The organism is Limnobaculum allomyrinae, from assembly GCF_016649425.1.
GTDB lineage: Bacteria > Pseudomonadota > Gammaproteobacteria > Enterobacterales > Enterobacteriaceae > Limnobaculum > Limnobaculum allomyrinae.
Window position 1 is genome coordinate 315,357 of record NZ_JADRCR010000003.1, and the last position, 17,306, is coordinate 332,662.

Annotated in this window: 16 protein-coding genes and 2 pseudogenes; 14 read left to right on the forward strand and 4 right to left on the reverse strand. The window is 43.9% G+C overall.

Annotation, left to right across the window (positions count from 1 at the left end; translation table 11 throughout):
• The first annotated feature begins 304 nt into the window (after nt 1-304).
• The 13 genes from mnmG (at nt 305) to I2494_RS08760 (ending at nt 11,969) form a co-directional block, all read left to right on the forward strand.
• Nucleotides 305-2,194: a tRNA uridine-5-carboxymethylaminomethyl(34) synthesis enzyme MnmG gene (mnmG, locus tag I2494_RS08700; RefSeq protein ID WP_218468309.1), complete on the forward strand. Its 1,890-nt coding sequence runs from the start codon at nt 305-307 to the stop codon at nt 2,192-2,194.
• Nucleotides 2,195-2,242: 48 nt separating this feature from the next.
• On the forward strand, nt 2,243-2,821 hold the full coding sequence (gene rsmG, locus I2494_RS08705) for a 16S rRNA (guanine(527)-N(7))-methyltransferase RsmG (protein ID WP_407657882.1): 579 nt from the start codon (nt 2,243-2,245) through the stop codon (nt 2,819-2,821).
• Nucleotides 2,822-3,425: 604 nt separating this feature from the next.
• Complete coding sequence (atpI, locus tag I2494_RS08710; protein ID WP_218468311.1) at nt 3,426-3,809, forward strand: F0F1 ATP synthase subunit I; 384 nt, start codon at nt 3,426-3,428, stop codon at nt 3,807-3,809.
• Between the two features lie 25 nt (nt 3,810-3,834).
• Entirely contained in the window at nt 3,835-4,653 is an 819-nt protein-coding gene (gene atpB / locus I2494_RS08715; protein WP_130593472.1) for a F0F1 ATP synthase subunit A, read from the forward strand.
• Between the two features lie 47 nt (nt 4,654-4,700).
• Entirely contained in the window at nt 4,701-4,943 is a 243-nt protein-coding gene (atpE, locus tag I2494_RS08720) for a F0F1 ATP synthase subunit C (RefSeq protein ID WP_108900914.1), read from the forward strand.
• Between the two features lie 53 nt (nt 4,944-4,996).
• The gene (atpF, locus tag I2494_RS08725) at nt 4,997-5,467 is read left to right on the forward strand and encodes a F0F1 ATP synthase subunit B (RefSeq protein WP_108900913.1); all 471 of its coding nucleotides are present in this window, start codon (nt 4,997-4,999) and stop codon (nt 5,465-5,467) included.
• Nucleotides 5,468-5,481: 14 nt separating this feature from the next.
• On the forward strand, nt 5,482-6,015 hold the full coding sequence (gene atpH, locus I2494_RS08730) for a F0F1 ATP synthase subunit delta (protein ID WP_130593471.1): 534 nt from the start codon (nt 5,482-5,484) through the stop codon (nt 6,013-6,015).
• Between the two features lie 12 nt (nt 6,016-6,027).
• Entirely contained in the window at nt 6,028-7,569 is a 1,542-nt protein-coding gene (gene atpA, locus I2494_RS08735; protein ID WP_218468312.1) for a F0F1 ATP synthase subunit alpha, read from the forward strand.
• 46 nt (nt 7,570-7,615) lie between these two features.
• Nucleotides 7,616-8,479, forward strand: coding sequence for a F0F1 ATP synthase subunit gamma (gene atpG, locus I2494_RS08740; protein ID WP_130593469.1), 864 nt, complete (start codon nt 7,616-7,618; stop codon nt 8,477-8,479).
• A 33-nt stretch (nt 8,480-8,512) separates the two neighbouring features.
• Nucleotides 8,513-9,892 (forward strand): F0F1 ATP synthase subunit beta, encoded by a 1,380-nt coding sequence (gene atpD, locus I2494_RS08745; RefSeq protein WP_130593468.1) that lies wholly within the window; start codon nt 8,513-8,515, stop codon nt 9,890-9,892.
• Nucleotides 9,893-9,911: 19 nt separating this feature from the next.
• A complete protein-coding gene (locus I2494_RS08750; RefSeq protein ID WP_130593467.1) occupies nt 9,912-10,334 on the forward strand; it encodes a F0F1 ATP synthase subunit epsilon in 423 nt (140 codons plus the stop codon).
• A 110-nt stretch (nt 10,335-10,444) separates the two neighbouring features.
• Nucleotides 10,445-11,164 carry a L,D-transpeptidase family protein gene (locus tag I2494_RS08755; protein ID WP_218468313.1) on the forward strand — a complete coding sequence of 240 codons (720 nt, stop codon included), beginning with the start codon at nt 10,445-10,447 and terminating at the stop codon, nt 11,162-11,164.
• A 22-nt stretch (nt 11,165-11,186) separates the two neighbouring features.
• Nucleotides 11,187-11,969, forward strand: coding sequence for a DUF4253 domain-containing protein (locus I2494_RS08760; RefSeq protein WP_218468314.1), 783 nt, complete (start codon nt 11,187-11,189; stop codon nt 11,967-11,969).
• A 123-nt stretch (nt 11,970-12,092) separates the two neighbouring features.
• Here the strand turns inward: I2494_RS08760 and mglC are convergent, their stop codons facing one another.
• From mglC to I2494_RS08775, 4 genes and pseudogenes are all read right to left on the reverse strand, one after another.
• A complete protein-coding gene (mglC, locus tag I2494_RS08765) occupies nt 12,093-13,103 on the reverse strand; it encodes a galactose/methyl galactoside ABC transporter permease MglC (protein ID WP_130593464.1) in 1,011 nt (336 codons plus the stop codon).
• 19 nt (nt 13,104-13,122) lie between these two features.
• A pseudogene (locus tag I2494_RS08770) lies at nt 13,123-14,106 on the reverse strand (ATP-binding cassette domain-containing protein); the annotation flags it as partial.
• Nucleotides 14,102-14,470: pseudogene (locus I2494_RS20615) on the reverse strand (substrate-binding domain-containing protein); the annotation flags it as partial. The pseudogenes I2494_RS08770 and I2494_RS20615, both read right to left, overlap by 5 nt.
• Before the next feature lie 613 nt (nt 14,471-15,083).
• A complete protein-coding gene (locus I2494_RS08775) occupies nt 15,084-15,977 on the reverse strand; it encodes a LysR family transcriptional regulator (protein WP_218468317.1) in 894 nt (297 codons plus the stop codon).
• A gap of 255 nt (nt 15,978-16,232) precedes the next feature.
• On the opposite strand from I2494_RS08775, the gene I2494_RS08780 reads away from it, so the two are divergent.
• Nucleotides 16,233-17,291: a LuxE/PaaK family acyltransferase gene (locus tag I2494_RS08780; RefSeq protein ID WP_228350900.1), complete on the forward strand. Its 1,059-nt coding sequence runs from the start codon at nt 16,233-16,235 to the stop codon at nt 17,289-17,291.
• Nucleotides 17,292-17,306 lie beyond the last annotated feature (15 nt).

A 17,306-nucleotide genomic window follows, 5' to 3' on the forward strand; every position in this document is an offset into this window, starting at 1 on the left:
AACTTGAATGGTCGGTGTGCTTGTGGATAACTACCACTATTATGCTCAGCTTATACTGTTCAGGATCACCGATCATCCACAGTAAAAGGATCCATTTAATAAATTGATCCCAAAGACGAATTATTGCTTATCCACAACATCAGAGGATCCTAGTAGTAGATCCAATAAGAAGATCTCTAAATAAAAAGATCTTTCTTTAATTAACCAAGATCCAAGCCAGTTGGACTAAGCTTTAAACTCAAGTAGAATCGCTGACTCAAGATCATTTGTATTCGATCATCCGAACATCCCGAGGTGTAATACCATGTTTTATCCAGATTCCTTTGACGTCATCGTTGTAGGTGGTGGTCATGCCGGAACTGAAGCCGCTATGGCTGCTGCTCGTATGGGGCAACAAACACTTTTATTAACCCACAATATCGATACGCTGGGGCAAATGTCCTGTAACCCAGCCATTGGTGGTATTGGTAAAGGCCATCTGGTTAAAGAAGTGGATGCTTTAGGCGGATTAATGGCTCATGCTATTGATAAAGCAGGGATTCAATTCAGAATATTAAATGCCAGCAAAGGCCCAGCTGTAAGAGCAACCAGGGCTCAGGCAGATCGTGCTTTGTACAAACAAGCCGTAAGATCCGCGCTGGAAAACCAACCAAATTTAATGATCTTCCAACAGCCAGCAGAAGATCTCATCGTTGAAAACGATAAAGTCACCGGCGTGGTGACTAAAATGGGTTTAAAATTCAGGGCCAAAGCTGTTGTACTGACAGTAGGAACTTTCCTGGATGGCAAAATTCACATTGGGCTTGAAAACTACAGCGGTGGCAGAGCAGGCGATCCGCCTTCCATTGGCTTATCTCAACGTCTGCGTGAACTTCCTCTGCGAGTAAGCCGTTTAAAAACCGGAACTCCACCAAGAATCGATGCCAGAACCATCAATTTTGATATTCTGCAGCAACAACACGGCGATACCCCACTACCGGTATTTTCGTTTATGGGAAATGCCAGTGAACATCCAACACAGATCCCGTGTTACATCACTTACACCAATGAGCAAACTCATGATGTGATCCGCAATAATTTGGATCGTAGCCCAATGTATACCGGGATCATCGAAGGGATCGGGCCGCGTTATTGCCCTTCTATCGAAGATAAAGTGATGCGTTTTGCCGATCGTAATGCACATCAGATCTTCCTGGAACCAGAAGGCTTAACCAGCAATGAAGTCTATCCTAACGGGATCTCAACCAGTTTACCGTTTGACGTCCAGATGAAGATCGTTCGATCCATGGTGGGTATGGAGAACGCAACGATCGTTCGTCCCGGTTATGCTATCGAGTATGATTTCTTCGATCCACGGGATCTCAAACCAACGCTGGAAAGTAAATTCATTCAGGGCTTGTTCTTTGCCGGTCAGATTAACGGCACAACCGGTTATGAAGAAGCTGCCGCTCAGGGGCTATTAGCTGGCCTTAATGCCGGTCGTTTCTCGGCAGAGAAGGAAGGATGGTCACCACGTCGCGATCAGGCTTACATTGGTGTTCTGGTTGACGATTTATGCACTCTCGGTACCAAAGAGCCTTACCGTATGTTTACCTCAAGAGCGGAATATCGCCTGATGCTGCGTGAAGACAATGCGGATCTACGCTTAACTGAAATCGGACGGGAAATGGGTCTGGTTGACGATCAACGTTGGGAACACTTCGTTACTAAGCAAGAGAGCATTGAACAGGAACGCCAGCGTCTGAGAAGCATTCTGGTTCATCCAAATATGGATCGGGTTGAAGAGATTAATACTCTACTGAAATCACCGTTGTCTAAAGAAGCTACCGGCGAAGAGCTGCTAAAACGTCCTGAAGTTGATTATGCGACTCTGTCTACATTGTCACTGTTTGCACCAGGATTATCCGATGAGCAAGCCGCTGAGCAGGTAGAAATTCAGGTTAAATACGAAGGCTATATCGCTCGTCAGCAGGGAGAAATAGAAAAACACCTGCGGAATGAAAACGCGATCCTGCCGCCGGATCTGGACTATCGTCAGGTTCCTGGGCTATCTAACGAAGTGAGTATCAAGCTTAACGATCACAAACCAAGTTCTATTGGTCAGGCATCACGCATTTCAGGTATTACACCGGCTGCTATTTCCATCTTACTGATTTGGCTAAAAAAACAAGGTATGCTGCGTCGTAGCGCTTAAGGATAAGTTTTGCAAAACCAATTTGATAAGCTGCTTAAAGCAGCAGGAATGGAACTGACTCAGCTTCAGAAAGAACAACTTCTGGGCTATGTGGGCTTATTGCACAAATGGAATAAGGCTTACAACCTCACTTCTGTCAGGGATCCTCAACAGATGCTGATCCGCCATATCATGGACAGTATTGTCGTTAACCCCCACCTTCAGGGAGAGCGTTTTATCGATGTAGGTACCGGACCTGGTTTGCCCGGAATTCCATTAGCCATCGTTCGCCCTGATGCTCAATTTACGCTGCTGGATAGCTTAGGTAAGCGTATTCGCTTTATTCGTCAGGTGATGCATGAGCTGAATATTACTAACGTCACACCCGTTCAGAGTCGTGTGGAGGAGTATTCCATACCTGAAGGGTTTGATGGGGTTATCAGCCGGGCTTTTGCTTCACTTCAGGACATGCTGAAGTGGTGTCACCACTTACCATCGAAAGAGCATGGCAAATTTTATGCACTTAAAGGGATTATCTCTGAAGAAGAGTTGTCGCAAGTACCTGAAGGCTTCCATGTGCAAGAAATCGTTGCTTTAGATGTACCTGAACTGGATGGGGAACGTCATCTGGTTATCATTAGTGGCTAAATCTTAATCACTCAAATTAGGTATTTATGCTTTTAATGAGTAAAAAGTGCTCTTGCAGATTTATTTTAAAAGATAAAAATATTTTACATTTTGAGGCTATTATTAGTTTCTAATGTGTTTGATTTTAACCTGTTATTCACAAATTCTTATCCATATCTTTAATCTGTTTCCATTGAGTTTGTTAGCAGAAAGTCAAAAGTAAGGAATTTGGCCATTATGACCATTAAATTTTTGTTGAATCCTTTCAGGTCTTTGATTTTATATAAAATCAATAAGAATTAGTAAGATATGTAATATTTAATTAAGTTGAGAAACTAAAATTATTTATGTGATTAGCTTCACAAAAGGATAATTAATCAAAACATATTTAACATTATTAGTAATAATAGGCCGCGCTTTCGTTAAAAATGCCAAAAAGTGAACATTTGGGAATTTAATCATTTGTTCACTTTTTTGTTACTTAAATATAGAATCAACCGCGTTTGTCCGTATAATTCTCTGGTTTTTTCCGGCTTGACTCTGGTCGATAAAGACAGTTTTATACACTACTCGGTTTCTACTTTTTTAGTAGAGAGAAAGCTAACGCTCAAAGAGAGTATATGCCATGTCTGTAGCGCTCTATGATTCAGTCACAGCCCGCAGACTTTTGTTAGCACAATTTGCCATTGTTATTATACTTAGCGTGGTTTTTTGTCTTAGCAGCCAAAAATGGGCTATTTCTGCTTTTTTGGGTGGTTTATCTGGATGTTTGCCTAACGCGGTGTTTTTATTGTTAACATGGCGGCATCAGGATAGCGATCGGGATCAGGGTAAACTGGCCTGGTCATTTTTTATCGGTGAGATAGTAAAAATTATTTTAACCATTGCGCTGCTTGTCATCGCGTTGGTTGTGTTTAAGGCGGCGTTTTTGCCTCTTTGCGTGACTTATTTGGCTGTGTTGATAGTGCAAGTAGTGGCGCCGGCTATAATAAATATTTTTCGTAACTAATTGATAATAAAGAGTGAGAGGCATCATGTCTGCATCAGGGGAAATCTCTACTCCACAGGAATATATCGGCCACCATTTGAATAACCTTCAAATGGATCTGCGTACGATGGAGCTCGTTAAGCATGGTGATACGCCAGGCTTTTGGGCGATTAACATCGACTCGATGTTTTTTTCCATTGTTCTTGGGGTACTGTTTCTGTTTATTTTCCGCCGTGTTGCGGTTAAGGCCAGCAGCGGTGTTCCGGGTAAACTTCAGTGTGCGGTTGAGCTGATTATTGATTTTGTTAATGGTACGGTTAAAGACATGTACCACGGCAAAAGTAAGCTGATTGCTCCACTGGCGCTTACCGTATTCGTCTGGGTTTTCCTGATGAATACCATGGATTTATTGCCAATCGATTTACTTCCTTACATCGGAGAACACGTTCTTGGTTTACCTGCTTTACGCGTGGTACCAACTGCGGACGTGAGCGTTACTCTCTCAATGGCGCTGGGCGTATTCATTCTGATTCTGTTCTACAGCATCAAAATGAAAGGCGTATCGGGTTTTGTTAAAGAACTAACCATGCAGCCGTTCAATCACTGGGCGTTTATTCCAGTTAACCTAATTTTGGAAGGCGTTAGCTTGCTGTCCAAACCTGTTTCCCTCGGTCTGCGACTGTTCGGAAACATGTATGCGGGTGAGTTAATTTTCATCCTAATTGCTGGTCTGCTTCCTTGGTGGTCACAGTGGTTACTTAATGTCCCATGGGCAATATTCCACATACTGATCATTACGTTACAGGCCTTTATCTTTATGGTTCTGACGATTGTCTATCTGTCGATGGCTTCTGAAGAACATTAATATTAACAACCCTGCTAAGTTTTAACTGAAATAAACTGGAGACTGTCATGGAAAACCTAAACATGGATCTGCTGTACATGGCTGCTGCTGTAATGATGGGCCTTGCAGCGATCGGTGCTGCTATCGGTATCGGCATTTTGGGTGGTAAATTCCTGGAAGGTGCTGCTCGCCAACCAGATCTTATCCCATTATTACGTACACAGTTCTTCATCGTTATGGGTCTGGTTGACGCCATTCCGATGATCGCTGTTGGTCTGGGCCTGTATGTTATGTTCGCCGTTGCCGGTTAACATTGAACATTGAAACCACACCAAACTGTTAAATTAACAAGAGGCATTGTGCTGTGAATATTAATGCAACAATCCTCGGCCAGGCGATAGCGTTTGTCCTGTTTGTCTGGTTCTGTATGAGGTTCGTATGGCCGCCGATTATCTCTGCCATCGAAAAACGTCAAAAAGAGATTGCTGACGGTTTAGCTTCTGCAGAACGAGCTAAAAAAGATTTGGATTTAGCGCAAGCCAATGTGACCGACCAGTTAGCTCAAGCTAAAGCTGATGCTCAGGTAATTATTGAGCAGGCAAATAAGCGTAAAGCTCAAATAGTCGACGAAGCTAAAGTTGAAGCTGAACAAGAACGTTCTCGTATTCTTGCTCAGGCTCAGGCTGAAATAGACGCAGAACGCAAAAGAGCGCGTGAAGAATTGCGTAAGCAAGTGGCTATGCTGGCGATTGCTGGTGCTGAGAAAATTATCGAACGTTCCGTGGATGAAGCTGCTAATAGCGACATCGTTGATAAACTGGTCGCTGAACTGTAAGGAGGGAGGGGCAGATGTCTGAATTTATTACTGTAGCTCGCCCCTACGCCAAAGCAGCTTTTGACTTTGCCGTTGAGCAGAACGACCTGGATAACTGGCAACAAATGCTGACATTTGCTGCTGAAGTTAGCCGTAATGAGCAAGTTGCTGATTTACTGTCCGGGGCGTTAGCGCCGGAACATTTAGCCAGCACGTTTATTACCATTTGTGGTGAACAGCTCAACGAAAGTGGTCAAAACCTGATAAAGGTCATGGCCGAAAATGGACGTTTAATCGTGCTTCCTGACGTGTTAGAACAGTTTATTCAATTGCGTTCAGAGCAGGAGTCAACCATTGAAGTGGATGTTACTGCCGCTGCTCCATTGAATGATGCCCAGTTGGCAAAAATTGCCACCGCGATGGAAAAACGTTTGTCACGCAAAGTTAAGCTAAATTGCAAAATTGATAAGTCTGTTATAGCCGGTTTTGTCATCCATGCGGGTGACATGGTGATAGACGACAGTATACGTGGTCGTCTTGAACGTCTAACAGACGTCTTGCAGTCTTAAGGGGACTGGAGCATGCAACTGAATTCCACAGAAATCAGCGAACTGATCAAGCAACGCATTGCTCAGTTCAATGTTGTGAGTGAAGCTCACAACGAAGGTACTATTGTTTCCGTCAGTGACGGAATTATCCGTATTCACGGTTTAGCCGATGTAATGCAGGGCGAGATGATCGCGCTGCCAGGTAGCCGCTATGCGATTGCACTTAACCTTGAGCGTGACTCCGTTGGTGCGGTAGTTATGGGCCCATACACTGACCTTGCCGAAGGCATGAAAGTTAAGTGTACTGGCCGTATTCTTGAGGTTCCGGTCGGTCGTGGTCTGCTTGGTCGTGTTGTTAACACCCTGGGTGCGCCAATCGACGGTAAAGGTCCGGTTGAGCATGATGGTTTCTCTGCTGTAGAAGCTATCGCTCCGGGCGTTATCGAGCGTCAATCGGTAGACCAGCCGGTTCAGACCGGTTATAAGTCTGTTGACTCCATGATTCCAATCGGCCGTGGTCAGCGTGAGCTGATTATCGGTGACCGTCAGACCGGTAAAACTGCTCTGGCGATCGATGCCATCATCAACCAGCGTGATTCTGGTATTAAATGTATTTATGTGGCTATCGGCCAGAAAGCTTCAACTATCGCCAACGTAGTGCGTAAGTTAGAAGAACATAATGCATTAGCCAACACTATCGTTGTGGTTGCTTCAGCATCTGAATCTGCCGCACTGCAATATCTGGCGCCATATGCCGGATGTGCAATGGGTGAATATTTCCGCGATCGCGGTGAAGATGCTCTGATTATTTATGATGACCTGTCTAAGCAGGCTGTTGCATATCGTCAGATCTCTCTGCTGCTGCGTCGTCCACCAGGTCGTGAAGCATTCCCTGGTGACGTATTCTATCTCCACTCTCGTTTACTGGAGCGTGCTGCTCGCGTTAACGAAGACTACGTTGAAGCCTTTACCAAAGGCGAAGTGAAAGGTAAAACCGGTTCATTAACTGCGTTACCGATCATCGAAACTCAGGCGGGTGACGTTTCTGCGTTCGTTCCGACTAACGTAATCTCCATTACCGACGGCCAGATCTTCCTGGAATCTAACCTGTTTAACGCGGGTATTCGCCCGGCGGTTAACCCAGGTATTTCCGTATCGCGGGTTGGTGGTGCAGCACAAACTAAAATCATGAAGAAACTGTCCGGTGGTATCCGTACCGCTCTGGCACAGTATCGTGAGCTGGCGGCATTCTCCCAGTTCGCTTCTGATTTGGATGATGCAACACGTAAACAGCTGAGCCATGGTCAAAAAGTTACCGAATTACTGAAACAGAAACAGTATGACCCAATGTCAGTTGCTAACCAGTCTCTGGTGCTTTTCGCTGCTGAACGCGGTTATCTGGAAGATGTTACGTTAGAGAAGGTTGGTAGCTTTGAAGCGGCTTTATTAGCCTATGCTGAGCGTGACCACGCTGAACTTTTACAGCAAATCAACCAAACCGGTGGTTACAATGATGAGATCGAGGCAGGCTTTAAAGCTATTCTCGATACCTTCAAGGCAACCCAGTCTTGGTAATACCAAACGGCCTTCAGGGGCCGTAAGGTAGTGAGGAGAAGCTTAAATGGCCGGCGCAAAAGAAATACGTAGTAAGATCGGCAGCGTACAAAATACGCAAAAGATCACCAAAGCGATGGAGATGGTTGCCGCGTCTAAAATGCGTAAATCGCAAGAACGCATGGCGGCAAGCCGTCCTTATGCTGAGATGATGCGCAAAGTGATTGGTCACCTTGCGTTAGGTAATCTTGAGTATAAGCACCCTTATCTGGATGAACGTGACGTTAAGCGCGTTGGTTATCTGGTTGTGTCTACTGACCGTGGTCTGTGTGGTGGATTGAATATTAACTTATTCAAAAGATTACTGGCCGAAATGAAAGAGTGGAATGATAAAGGCGTTAGCGTTGATTTAGCGCTAATCGGCTCTAAAGGTGCCTCTTTCTTTTCATCGGTGGGTGGCAATATTGTGGCTCAGGTTACCGGTATGGGAGATAGCCCATCGGTATCTGAACTGATAGGTCCGGTAAAAGTTATGCTGCAGGCCTATGATGAAGGTCGTTTAGACAGACTGTATGTTGCTAACAACAAGTTTGTTAACACCATGTCGCAATCGCCAGAAATCAGACAGCTGTTACCGCTGCCGCCGTCAGATGACGAAGAAATCAAAAATAAGTCCTGGGATTATCTATATGAGCCCGATCCGAAGTCGCTGCTGGATACCTTGCTGCGTCGTTATGTCGAATCGCAGGTTTATCAAAGTGTAGTTGAGAACCTGGCAAGCGAGCAGGCCGCGCGAATGGTAGCGATGAAAGCCGCAACCGATAACGGTGGCGAGCTGATTAAAGAGCTTCAGTTGGTTTATAACAAAGCGCGTCAGGCCAGCATCACTCAGGAACTTACCGAGATTGTCTCGGGAGCTTCGGCGGTCTAGGGCTTGGTTTAGGAATTACGTAGAGGATTCAAGATGGCTACTGGAAAGATTATCCAGGTTATCGGCGCCGTAGTGGACGTCGAATTCCCTCAAGACGCCGTACCAAAGGTGTACGACGCGCTTGAAGTTCAGATCGATGCCAAGCTGGTGCTGGAAGTTCAACAACAGCTCGGTGGTGGTGTAGTCCGTTGTATCGCAATGGGTACATCTGATGGCTTAAGCCGCGGTCTGAAAGTATTAGATTTAGAGCACCCTATCGAAGTACCTGTTGGTGTTGCGACTCTGGGTCGTATCATGAACGTACTTGGTGAGCCTATCGATATGAAAGGCGATATTGGTGAAGAAGTCCGTTGGGCTATTCACCGTGAAGCACCAAGTTATGAAGATCTGTCAGGTGCAACTGAACTGCTGGAAACGGGTATCAAGGTTATCGACCTGATTTGTCCGTTTGCTAAAGGTGGTAAAGTTGGTCTGTTCGGTGGTGCGGGTGTAGGTAAAACCGTAAACATGATGGAGCTGATTCGTAACATTGCGACTGAGCACTCAGGTTACTCTGTATTTGCGGGTGTAGGTGAACGTACTCGTGAAGGTAACGACTTCTATCATGAAATGACCGAATCAAACGTACTGGATAAGGTATCTCTGGTTTATGGCCAAATGAACGAGCCACCAGGAAACCGTCTGCGCGTTGCATTAACCGGCTTAACCATGGCGGAAAAATTCCGTGATGAAGGCCGTGACGTTCTGTTATTTATCGATAACATCTATCGCTATACCCTGGCCGGTACGGAAGTATCCGCACTGTTAGGTCGTATGCCATCAGCGGTAGGTTATCAGCCAACGCTGGCAGAAGAGATGGGTGTACTGCAAGAACGTATTACATCCACTAAAACCGGTTCAATCACCTCGGTACAGGCTGTATACGTACCTGCGGATGACTTGACTGACCCATCACCTGCAACCACCTTCGCCCACCTGGACGCAACGGTAGTATTAAGTCGTCAAATCGCTTCTCTGGGTATTTACCCTGCGGTTGACCCACTTGATTCAACCAGCCGCCAGCTGGATCCATTAGTGGTTGGTCAGGAGCACTATGATTGTGCCCGTGGCGTTCAGTCAATTCTGCAACGTTATCAGGAACTGAAAGACATCATTGCGATTCTGGGTATGGACGAGCTGTCAGAAAGTGACAAGCTGGTGGTATCTCGTGCTCGTAAGATTCAGCGCTTCCTGTCTCAGCCATTCTTCGTTGCAGAAGTATTTACCGGTTCTTCTGGTAAGTACGTATCGCTGAAAGACACTATCCGTGGCTTCAACGGTATTATGAACGGTGAATACGATCATCTGCCTGAGCAGGCGTTCTACATGGTTGGCTCCATTGACGAAGCTGTGGAAAAAGCCAAGAAACTGTAAGCTGCAATAGGAGGGCTACATGGCTGTATCAACTTTCCATCTGGACGTAGTGAGTGCGGAAAATAATATGTTTTCTGGCGAAGTACAAAGAATCCAGGTGACGGGTAGCGAAGGTGAACTGGGGATTTATCCTCAGCATACGCCGCTGCTCACTGCCATCAAGCCGGGCCTGATTCGTATCGTTAAGCTAAACGGTGATGAAGAGTTTATCTACCTTTCTGGTGGTATTCTTGAGGTTCAACCGACCATCGTTACCGTTTTATCTGATACGGCTATCCGCGGACAGGATCTTGATGAAGCTCGGGCAATGGAATCCAAGCGTAAAGCGGAAGAACACATCCGTAATTCGCATGGTGACATCGATTATGCACAGGCATCTGCAGAGCTGAGTAAAGCCATTGCAAAACTGCGCGTTATCGAATTGACCAAGAAAATGATGTAATCAGCACCCAGTATTGTGATTGCTATGTGCGTTATAAAAAGCCAATCTGTTTACAGATTGGCTTTTTTACTATGGATAGAAAGTTACAAAGATAATATGGACGTTATTAAATGAGAAATGTGCTTTTCATTATTATTCTGGTGCTGATTGTGATCGTCAGCCTGCTGATTTATCAGAATCTTACCAGCCGTCCCTCTGAAGACCCTGGCCCGGATGATGGAACTATTCATCCCCGTCCACCTGAACCAGAAAAGCAGATTAAGTTTGGCGATCGTCTGTATATCCGAATTATTAAAGCAGAAGATAAATTTGAGCTGTGGTTTAGTTCAGACAATAAACCTTATGAGCTGTATAAAAGCTATGTTATCTGCACCTATTCCGGCGGATTAGGGCCTAAAAAGAAGCAAGGGGACTATAAAAGCCCCGAAGGTTTCTACTCAACAACTAAAGGGTTACTCAATCCCAATAGCAATTATCACCTCTCTTTTAATATTGGTTACCCTAATGCTTTTGATAGGGCTAATGGCTATACCGGTGATTTTCTTATGGTACATGGTGGTTGTGCCTCAGCCGGCTGCTATGCCATGACTGACCCTATCATCACTGAGATATATGGACTGGTTGAACAGGCTTTTGCCGGTGGGCAGAAGGTGGTTCCCATCCATATTTTTCCGTTTGCCATGACGCAAAATAAAATGAATCAGTATCAGGATTCGGAATATATTGATTTTTGGCAAACGCTCAAGCCGGCGTACGATTTTTTTGAAACTAGCCACAGGGTGCCGTTAGTTGAGGTGAGTGGGAAGCAGTATCTGGTGAAAGCTGGCTGATAACTATAAAGGGACATAGTAGATGAAGATTAAATTTTTAGGCCATGATGAGGCACATAATCCTTCAGGAGGTCTCTGTAATGAGTATCGAATTGATGAGATTGAAAGCCTGGATAGTTTGATAGATTTTTATCATCAAAAAAGTCAGGAATACAGTAATCAACGAATTCTACTAACACTGGATGATGTATCTCAGGCTTGCTATACCTCAGGCCATGCCAGAATGACTTATGATTTAGCCGATAGCGATGGTTTGGATTTATCCGGGCTACCAGCTGAATGTTTTGACGAAGGTGAGTATCTTGGGTATTTAGATACCCCATCTGAGATGTTTATTTGTCAGCATAATTTTCAACGTTTAATAAAAGACGTTACCTTTGAACAGGTTTGTGAAAAAGGATTAACATTAACGGATGAGAATTTAGAAGAGTGGATTGAATATCAAACAGATCCCTTTTCTATTTTTGATTGTCCGGTATCTGCATTAGTTGTACCGGTAAATCATAGTTATGAAACCTTATATGCATTTCCTAATGGTTATTTTAGTTGTGATTTATCACCGGCAGAAAACTTTATATTGGCAAAACGCTTTCAACAACAATATGGCTTAGAGCTTATTGGTATTGGTGCTTCCTATTTAGGCTTTATCAGGAAACAGCCATTAACAGAAGTACAGTTAAATCATCTCTGTGAAGATTTATTGTTGTTATACCATGTAGCGGATAGTGAAAAAGAAAAAATGGAAGCGCTGTTTAGTCAGATGATTTCAGATGGTAAGTTACTTTGGGTTAAATATACGGACTGATGTGAAAATACTTGGAGCCGATACACTCTGAAGTTAAGTTTCCGGCCGAGTACCAGAGTAATATAATCACCTGGTATTTACGGCCGGAATATCCACTAAAGCTAATTTATCAACCTATAGATATTATTTCTTCTTCGCATACTTCAACGAATCCAACGCTACCGCAAAGATAATAATGCTGCCCTTAATAATATACTGCCAGTAAGGGTTCACCCCGATATACGTCAGGCCATAGTTGATAACGGTAAAAATCAGTACCCCGGTTACTACCCCGGCAACCGTTCCCACACCGCCGCTAAACGACACACCACCAACCACACAGGCTGCGATAGCATCCAGCTCATACATAAAGCCCAGGTTATTGGTGGCGCTACCAATACGCCCTGCTTCCAGCATACCGCCAAAAGCATAGAAAACACCGGACAGGGCATACACCATAATCAGATTCAGAGTTACGTTAACACCAGAGACTTTTGCCGCTTCAGGGTTACCGCCGATGGCAAATATGTTTTTACCAAAGCGAGTTTTGTTCCACAAAATCCAGACGAATCCGATAGCAATAGCGGCGTAGAAGGTTATATACGACAGCTTAAAATCGCCAAACCGAATAAACCCCTGAGCAAAAGTAGAAAAGCGTGGGTCGAAACCGGCAATAGGTGAAGCACCAACAAAGTCATAATAAAGGGAGTTAATACCATAAACGATAATCATGGTACCTAAGGTGGTAATAAACGGTGTCACATTGAGATAGGCAATAATTAATCCATTGATTAGCCCAATGATTGCACCAATAGCGCAAACAATCAGAATCACTACCGGAATAGGAATTTCACCTAAACCCGGGAATACTTTATTTACGTTACTCATAGATTGCAGCAAAGTAGCGGCAATTACGGCAGCTAAACCCACCTGACGCCCCGCTGACAGGTCAGTTCCCTGGGTTACAATCAACCCGGCAACCCCAAGAGCAATAATAATTCGTACTGAAGATTGGGTAAGAATATTACTCAGGTTAAGCAAACTAAGGAACGAAGTATCCTGAATAATAATAATGCCAAGCAGCACAAAGAGAACGATATAAATACCGTTCTCTTTCATGAAATTCACAACAGAGCCTTTATTTTTGGTACTCATAATATGCCGATCCTATAACTTATAGATATTTAGAAGCCAGTTGCAGAATTTCACTCTGAGACGTTTCTTTAGTATTAACAATACCCGCCAGACGGCCATTGCTCATAACCAGAATACGGTCAGTAATACCTAATAGTTCGGGCATCTCAGAAGAAATAATAATGATTCCCTTCTCTTTTTTTGCCAGCTCAATAATTAATTGATAAATTTCAAATTTGGCACCTACGTCAATTCCCCGGGTAGGCTCATCCAATAATAAAATTTCAGGTCGGGTTAGTAGCCAGCGACCAATAATAACTTTTTGCTGGTTACCACCAGAGAGAGAACCAATCGCTGTTTTATGGCCAGGGGTTTTTACCCGCATTGAATCGATAACCCACTGAGTATCACTTTTCATTCGGTTATTATTTAATAAACCAACTGAGTTTTTGTAGGTTTTCATATTGGAAATTAAAGAGTTAAATCCAATATCCAAATGGGCGTAAATACCTGTCGATCGGCGTTCTTCCGTTACTAAAGCAAAACCATGGCTAATAGCTTCATTAGCGTTGTTATTCTTTATCTCTTTTCCATTCAGAATAATTTGGCCGGCGCTTCTTTCACGAATACCAAATAGTATTTCCACAATATCAGTGCGTTTTGCACCCACTAAGCCAGCAATGCCTAATATTTCTCCTTTACGCAGAGAAAAAGAGACATCCTGAACCGAAGGTTGTTTTTTGGAAGTCAGATTTTTAACTTCAAGAATCACATCACCAATATCATTGGTTTTTTCCGGAAAGCGTTGAGTTAATGAACGACCTACCATCATAGAAATAATGTCATTCATTGCTAACCCTTCAAGAGGGCGAGTGGTGACCCATTGCCCATCACGGAGTACGGTTATTTCATCGCATAGCTGGAATATCTCTTCCATTTTGTGGGAGATATAAACAATACCGCAGCCGCGATCTTTTAATTTACGAATAATACTAAACAGATGACTCACTTCTTTTTCGGTTATCCAATGCGGTTTTTGACGGCTCTTTATTGAAGAACACTACCGGAATGGAGTCGCCGCGTGCTTTATCAATCACTACCTGAGCAGCCGCTGGATCAACCAGGTTAATTGCCAGAGCTTTAACCCCTTTCGCAATCAGAACATCAATCTGGTCATTTTGTTTGGATTGGTCATTCTGTGAGTCATTCATTAACAGCGCGACGTCTTTATTGCCGGCAGACTCTTTCTCAATCGCTTTACGAACAACGGACATAAAGTTGTCATCGTATTTATAAATCGTAACCCCAATTTTTGTGGCTGCCAGCGTAGCTGCAGAGACGGCCATACAGGTACCAAACACAATCGTGGCTAATAGCGTTTTTTTCATGAAAATCTCCATGCTTAACTATTTTAGTTTAGGTTTGAATTGTTAACACACGGCAGCTTATTAGTAACAAAGTTACTAATAAGCTGCCGTGTTAATATTTTTTACAAAACAACACGATAACTACCGGTAGGGGTTATTGATGTTAAATTAATCGTAGTAGAGTCTTAAAGGAATGCCATGAAATGTTATTAAATTGTGATTAATTTCATATAAAAAAATAACGTCAGTTTATGGTGTTATTTTTAGGGTGCTGACAAACCAGATAAATTGGCATCAATGAATATTCCGGTCGTAAAATCTAAAATGCTTATATTAACGTTGTGCTCGACCGGAAGGTCATCTGTACTTGGCTTTAGCGCGTGTCGAGCCTGGTCTACCTACGGGCAGTTATGAAACACCTTTCGGGCCAGTGCAAGCACTGTTCAAACAGGCTTTGCCTGTTTGTCGTTGGCTTACGCCAAGTCAACCCCCACGGGAGCCCCTCCCGACAATTGGCAATTTTAAAACACAAAACTCAATAAATCAGGTGTTGTCATCAATCTGAAAATAATGTCAGTTTATGACGTTATTTTGGTTTAATTATTAAGGTGGGTATTTATATTAAAACGTTTATTTAAAGCATTATTTTTATTCGATTACTTAAGAAATCTAAAAAACAGGTGATTCTGGCAGACAGCTGGGTATTACGATAATAGACCGCGTTAATGGGTTGCATGACCTTGACCGTTTGCTGCGGTAGTATCTCTATTAGATCTCCCTGCATTCTGTCTTTATGGGTCATAAAATCAGACAGGCAAACAATACCTTCTCCGGATAAAGCCAACTGTCTTAATGTTTCCCCACTGGAGGCGGTCAGGTTTGGTGTTATATGTAACAGATGACCATTATCATCGCTGAAGGGCCATTCATTTAACTTATCTACTTGGGTAAAACCCAGCAGCTGGTGGGAGGTTAAATCTTCTGTACAGGTGATTGCCGGATGGGTTTTTAGATACTCAGGACTTGCCAGAGCGCGCCTCTGGCTGGAGCCTAAATAACGGGCATGCAGGGTTGAGTCACGTAATTCACCAATACGGATAGCGATATCGGTCTTATGTTCCAGCAAATCGATGAAGTGGTCATTAGTATTTAATTCCAGTTCAATTTGCGGATAAAGGCGACGGAACTCACCAATAATTGGCACGATGGTATGTATCATAAAAGGTGAAGCCGCATTGACCCGAAGCAAGCCAGAAGGCTGTTGGCGGCGTATTGCCATTTGATCTTCCGCTTCATCGACAGAGGCTAAAATCTTTCGGGCGTGCACTAAAAATGCCTGGCCTTCTTCCGTTAATGCCAGTCGCCGCGTCGTGCGATTTAACAGTGAAGTTTCCAGTTTTTCTTCCAGTCTGCCCAGTGCCCGGCTAATACCTGAAACCGTTTGATTCAGTTTACTGGCCGCATGAGTAATAGAATTACTGTCGACAACGGTAACAAATGCCAGAAGTTCTTCCAGTGTGGTTTTCATGGTGATTATTGATTCCCGATCAATGATATTTAGTATTTAAGCAGATTTTTGTGGGAAACAGGCATCATATATTTATGTTATACCCATTCAGCCGGGAACTTTCCCAATGGTTATTGTTCTGAATAATAGATAAAGAGTGGATTTCTATTATTTTTTAAACTAAAAATTCATTGATTATGTTAAAAAATAATACAGGGATAGCGTGGTAAAAGTATTGTTCAGCCAATATTTTACTGATTAATTAGGGAAACAGAGATGTCTGATTATATGGAAAAAGCTGAGTCACTGACCGCTGTAGATACATTGGCTGATTTACCAACGCCTTATGCGTTAAGTTCGCTAGCGCAACAGCAGATATTTAGTGCGGCAATGCAGCAAATAGACAACTGGCACTGCTTACATAATCCCACCTATGCGCAACTCTGCGAAGAGCAATCATCACCGGTTATCCCAGTTGGATTGTTTAAAACCCTTAATCTGGCGACTCCCATGGATGAACCGGGGCAATGGCTCTCCAGCTCTGGTACCGGAACGCAGGGAAAAACTCAGGTATTTTTTGATGTAGCCAGTATGAGCCGCATTCAGCGCGCAATGACACAAATGTTTATTGCTAATGGTTTGGTGTCATTAACCCCTTCCCGCTTTCTTCTGCTTTCTCCGGACCCTCACTCAGGGGATCATGCCGGATATGCTACGGCCTTTATGAAATTCACCGCTTGTGCGCCGGTAAAGGAGTGTGTATTTGCCGTTCAGCCGGATGGTCATTTTGATAGCCAATTAGCCTGGGAGACGCTACAGCGCTGGGCGAATGAGCCGGAACCTATCTATATTTTTGGCCTGACGGTGTTTTTTGAGCATCTGTGCTTAAGTCGCCCGACTTCATTTACGCTACAAGCGCCAGTTAGAGGATTAACCGGTGGCGGCTGGAAGGGCATGACGCAACAACTGGATCGCCAGCAAATTGTTGCCGGTTTGAATCAATGTTTACAGGCACCATTGGTAGATATTCGGGATATTTACGGTATGACGGAACATCCGTTGCACTATATCAGCTGTCAGGAAGGGCATTTCCATATTCCGGCTTACTCCTCTTTTACCATTATTGATGCGAATGGCAATTCTGCCGCCGCAGGCCAGCAGGGGCTTATTCAGCTTGAGAATCCTTTCTTTGCTTCATTGCCCGCTCAGCGTTTATTAACTCAGGATTTAGGTTTGTGGGGTGAACACTGTTCATGCGGTCAACCGCGACCTTACCTGCGTTATTTAGGAAGAGCCACAACCCCGGAAGGGACCTGTGCTGCTGAAGCTTTATGAAACAGCAATTGACTG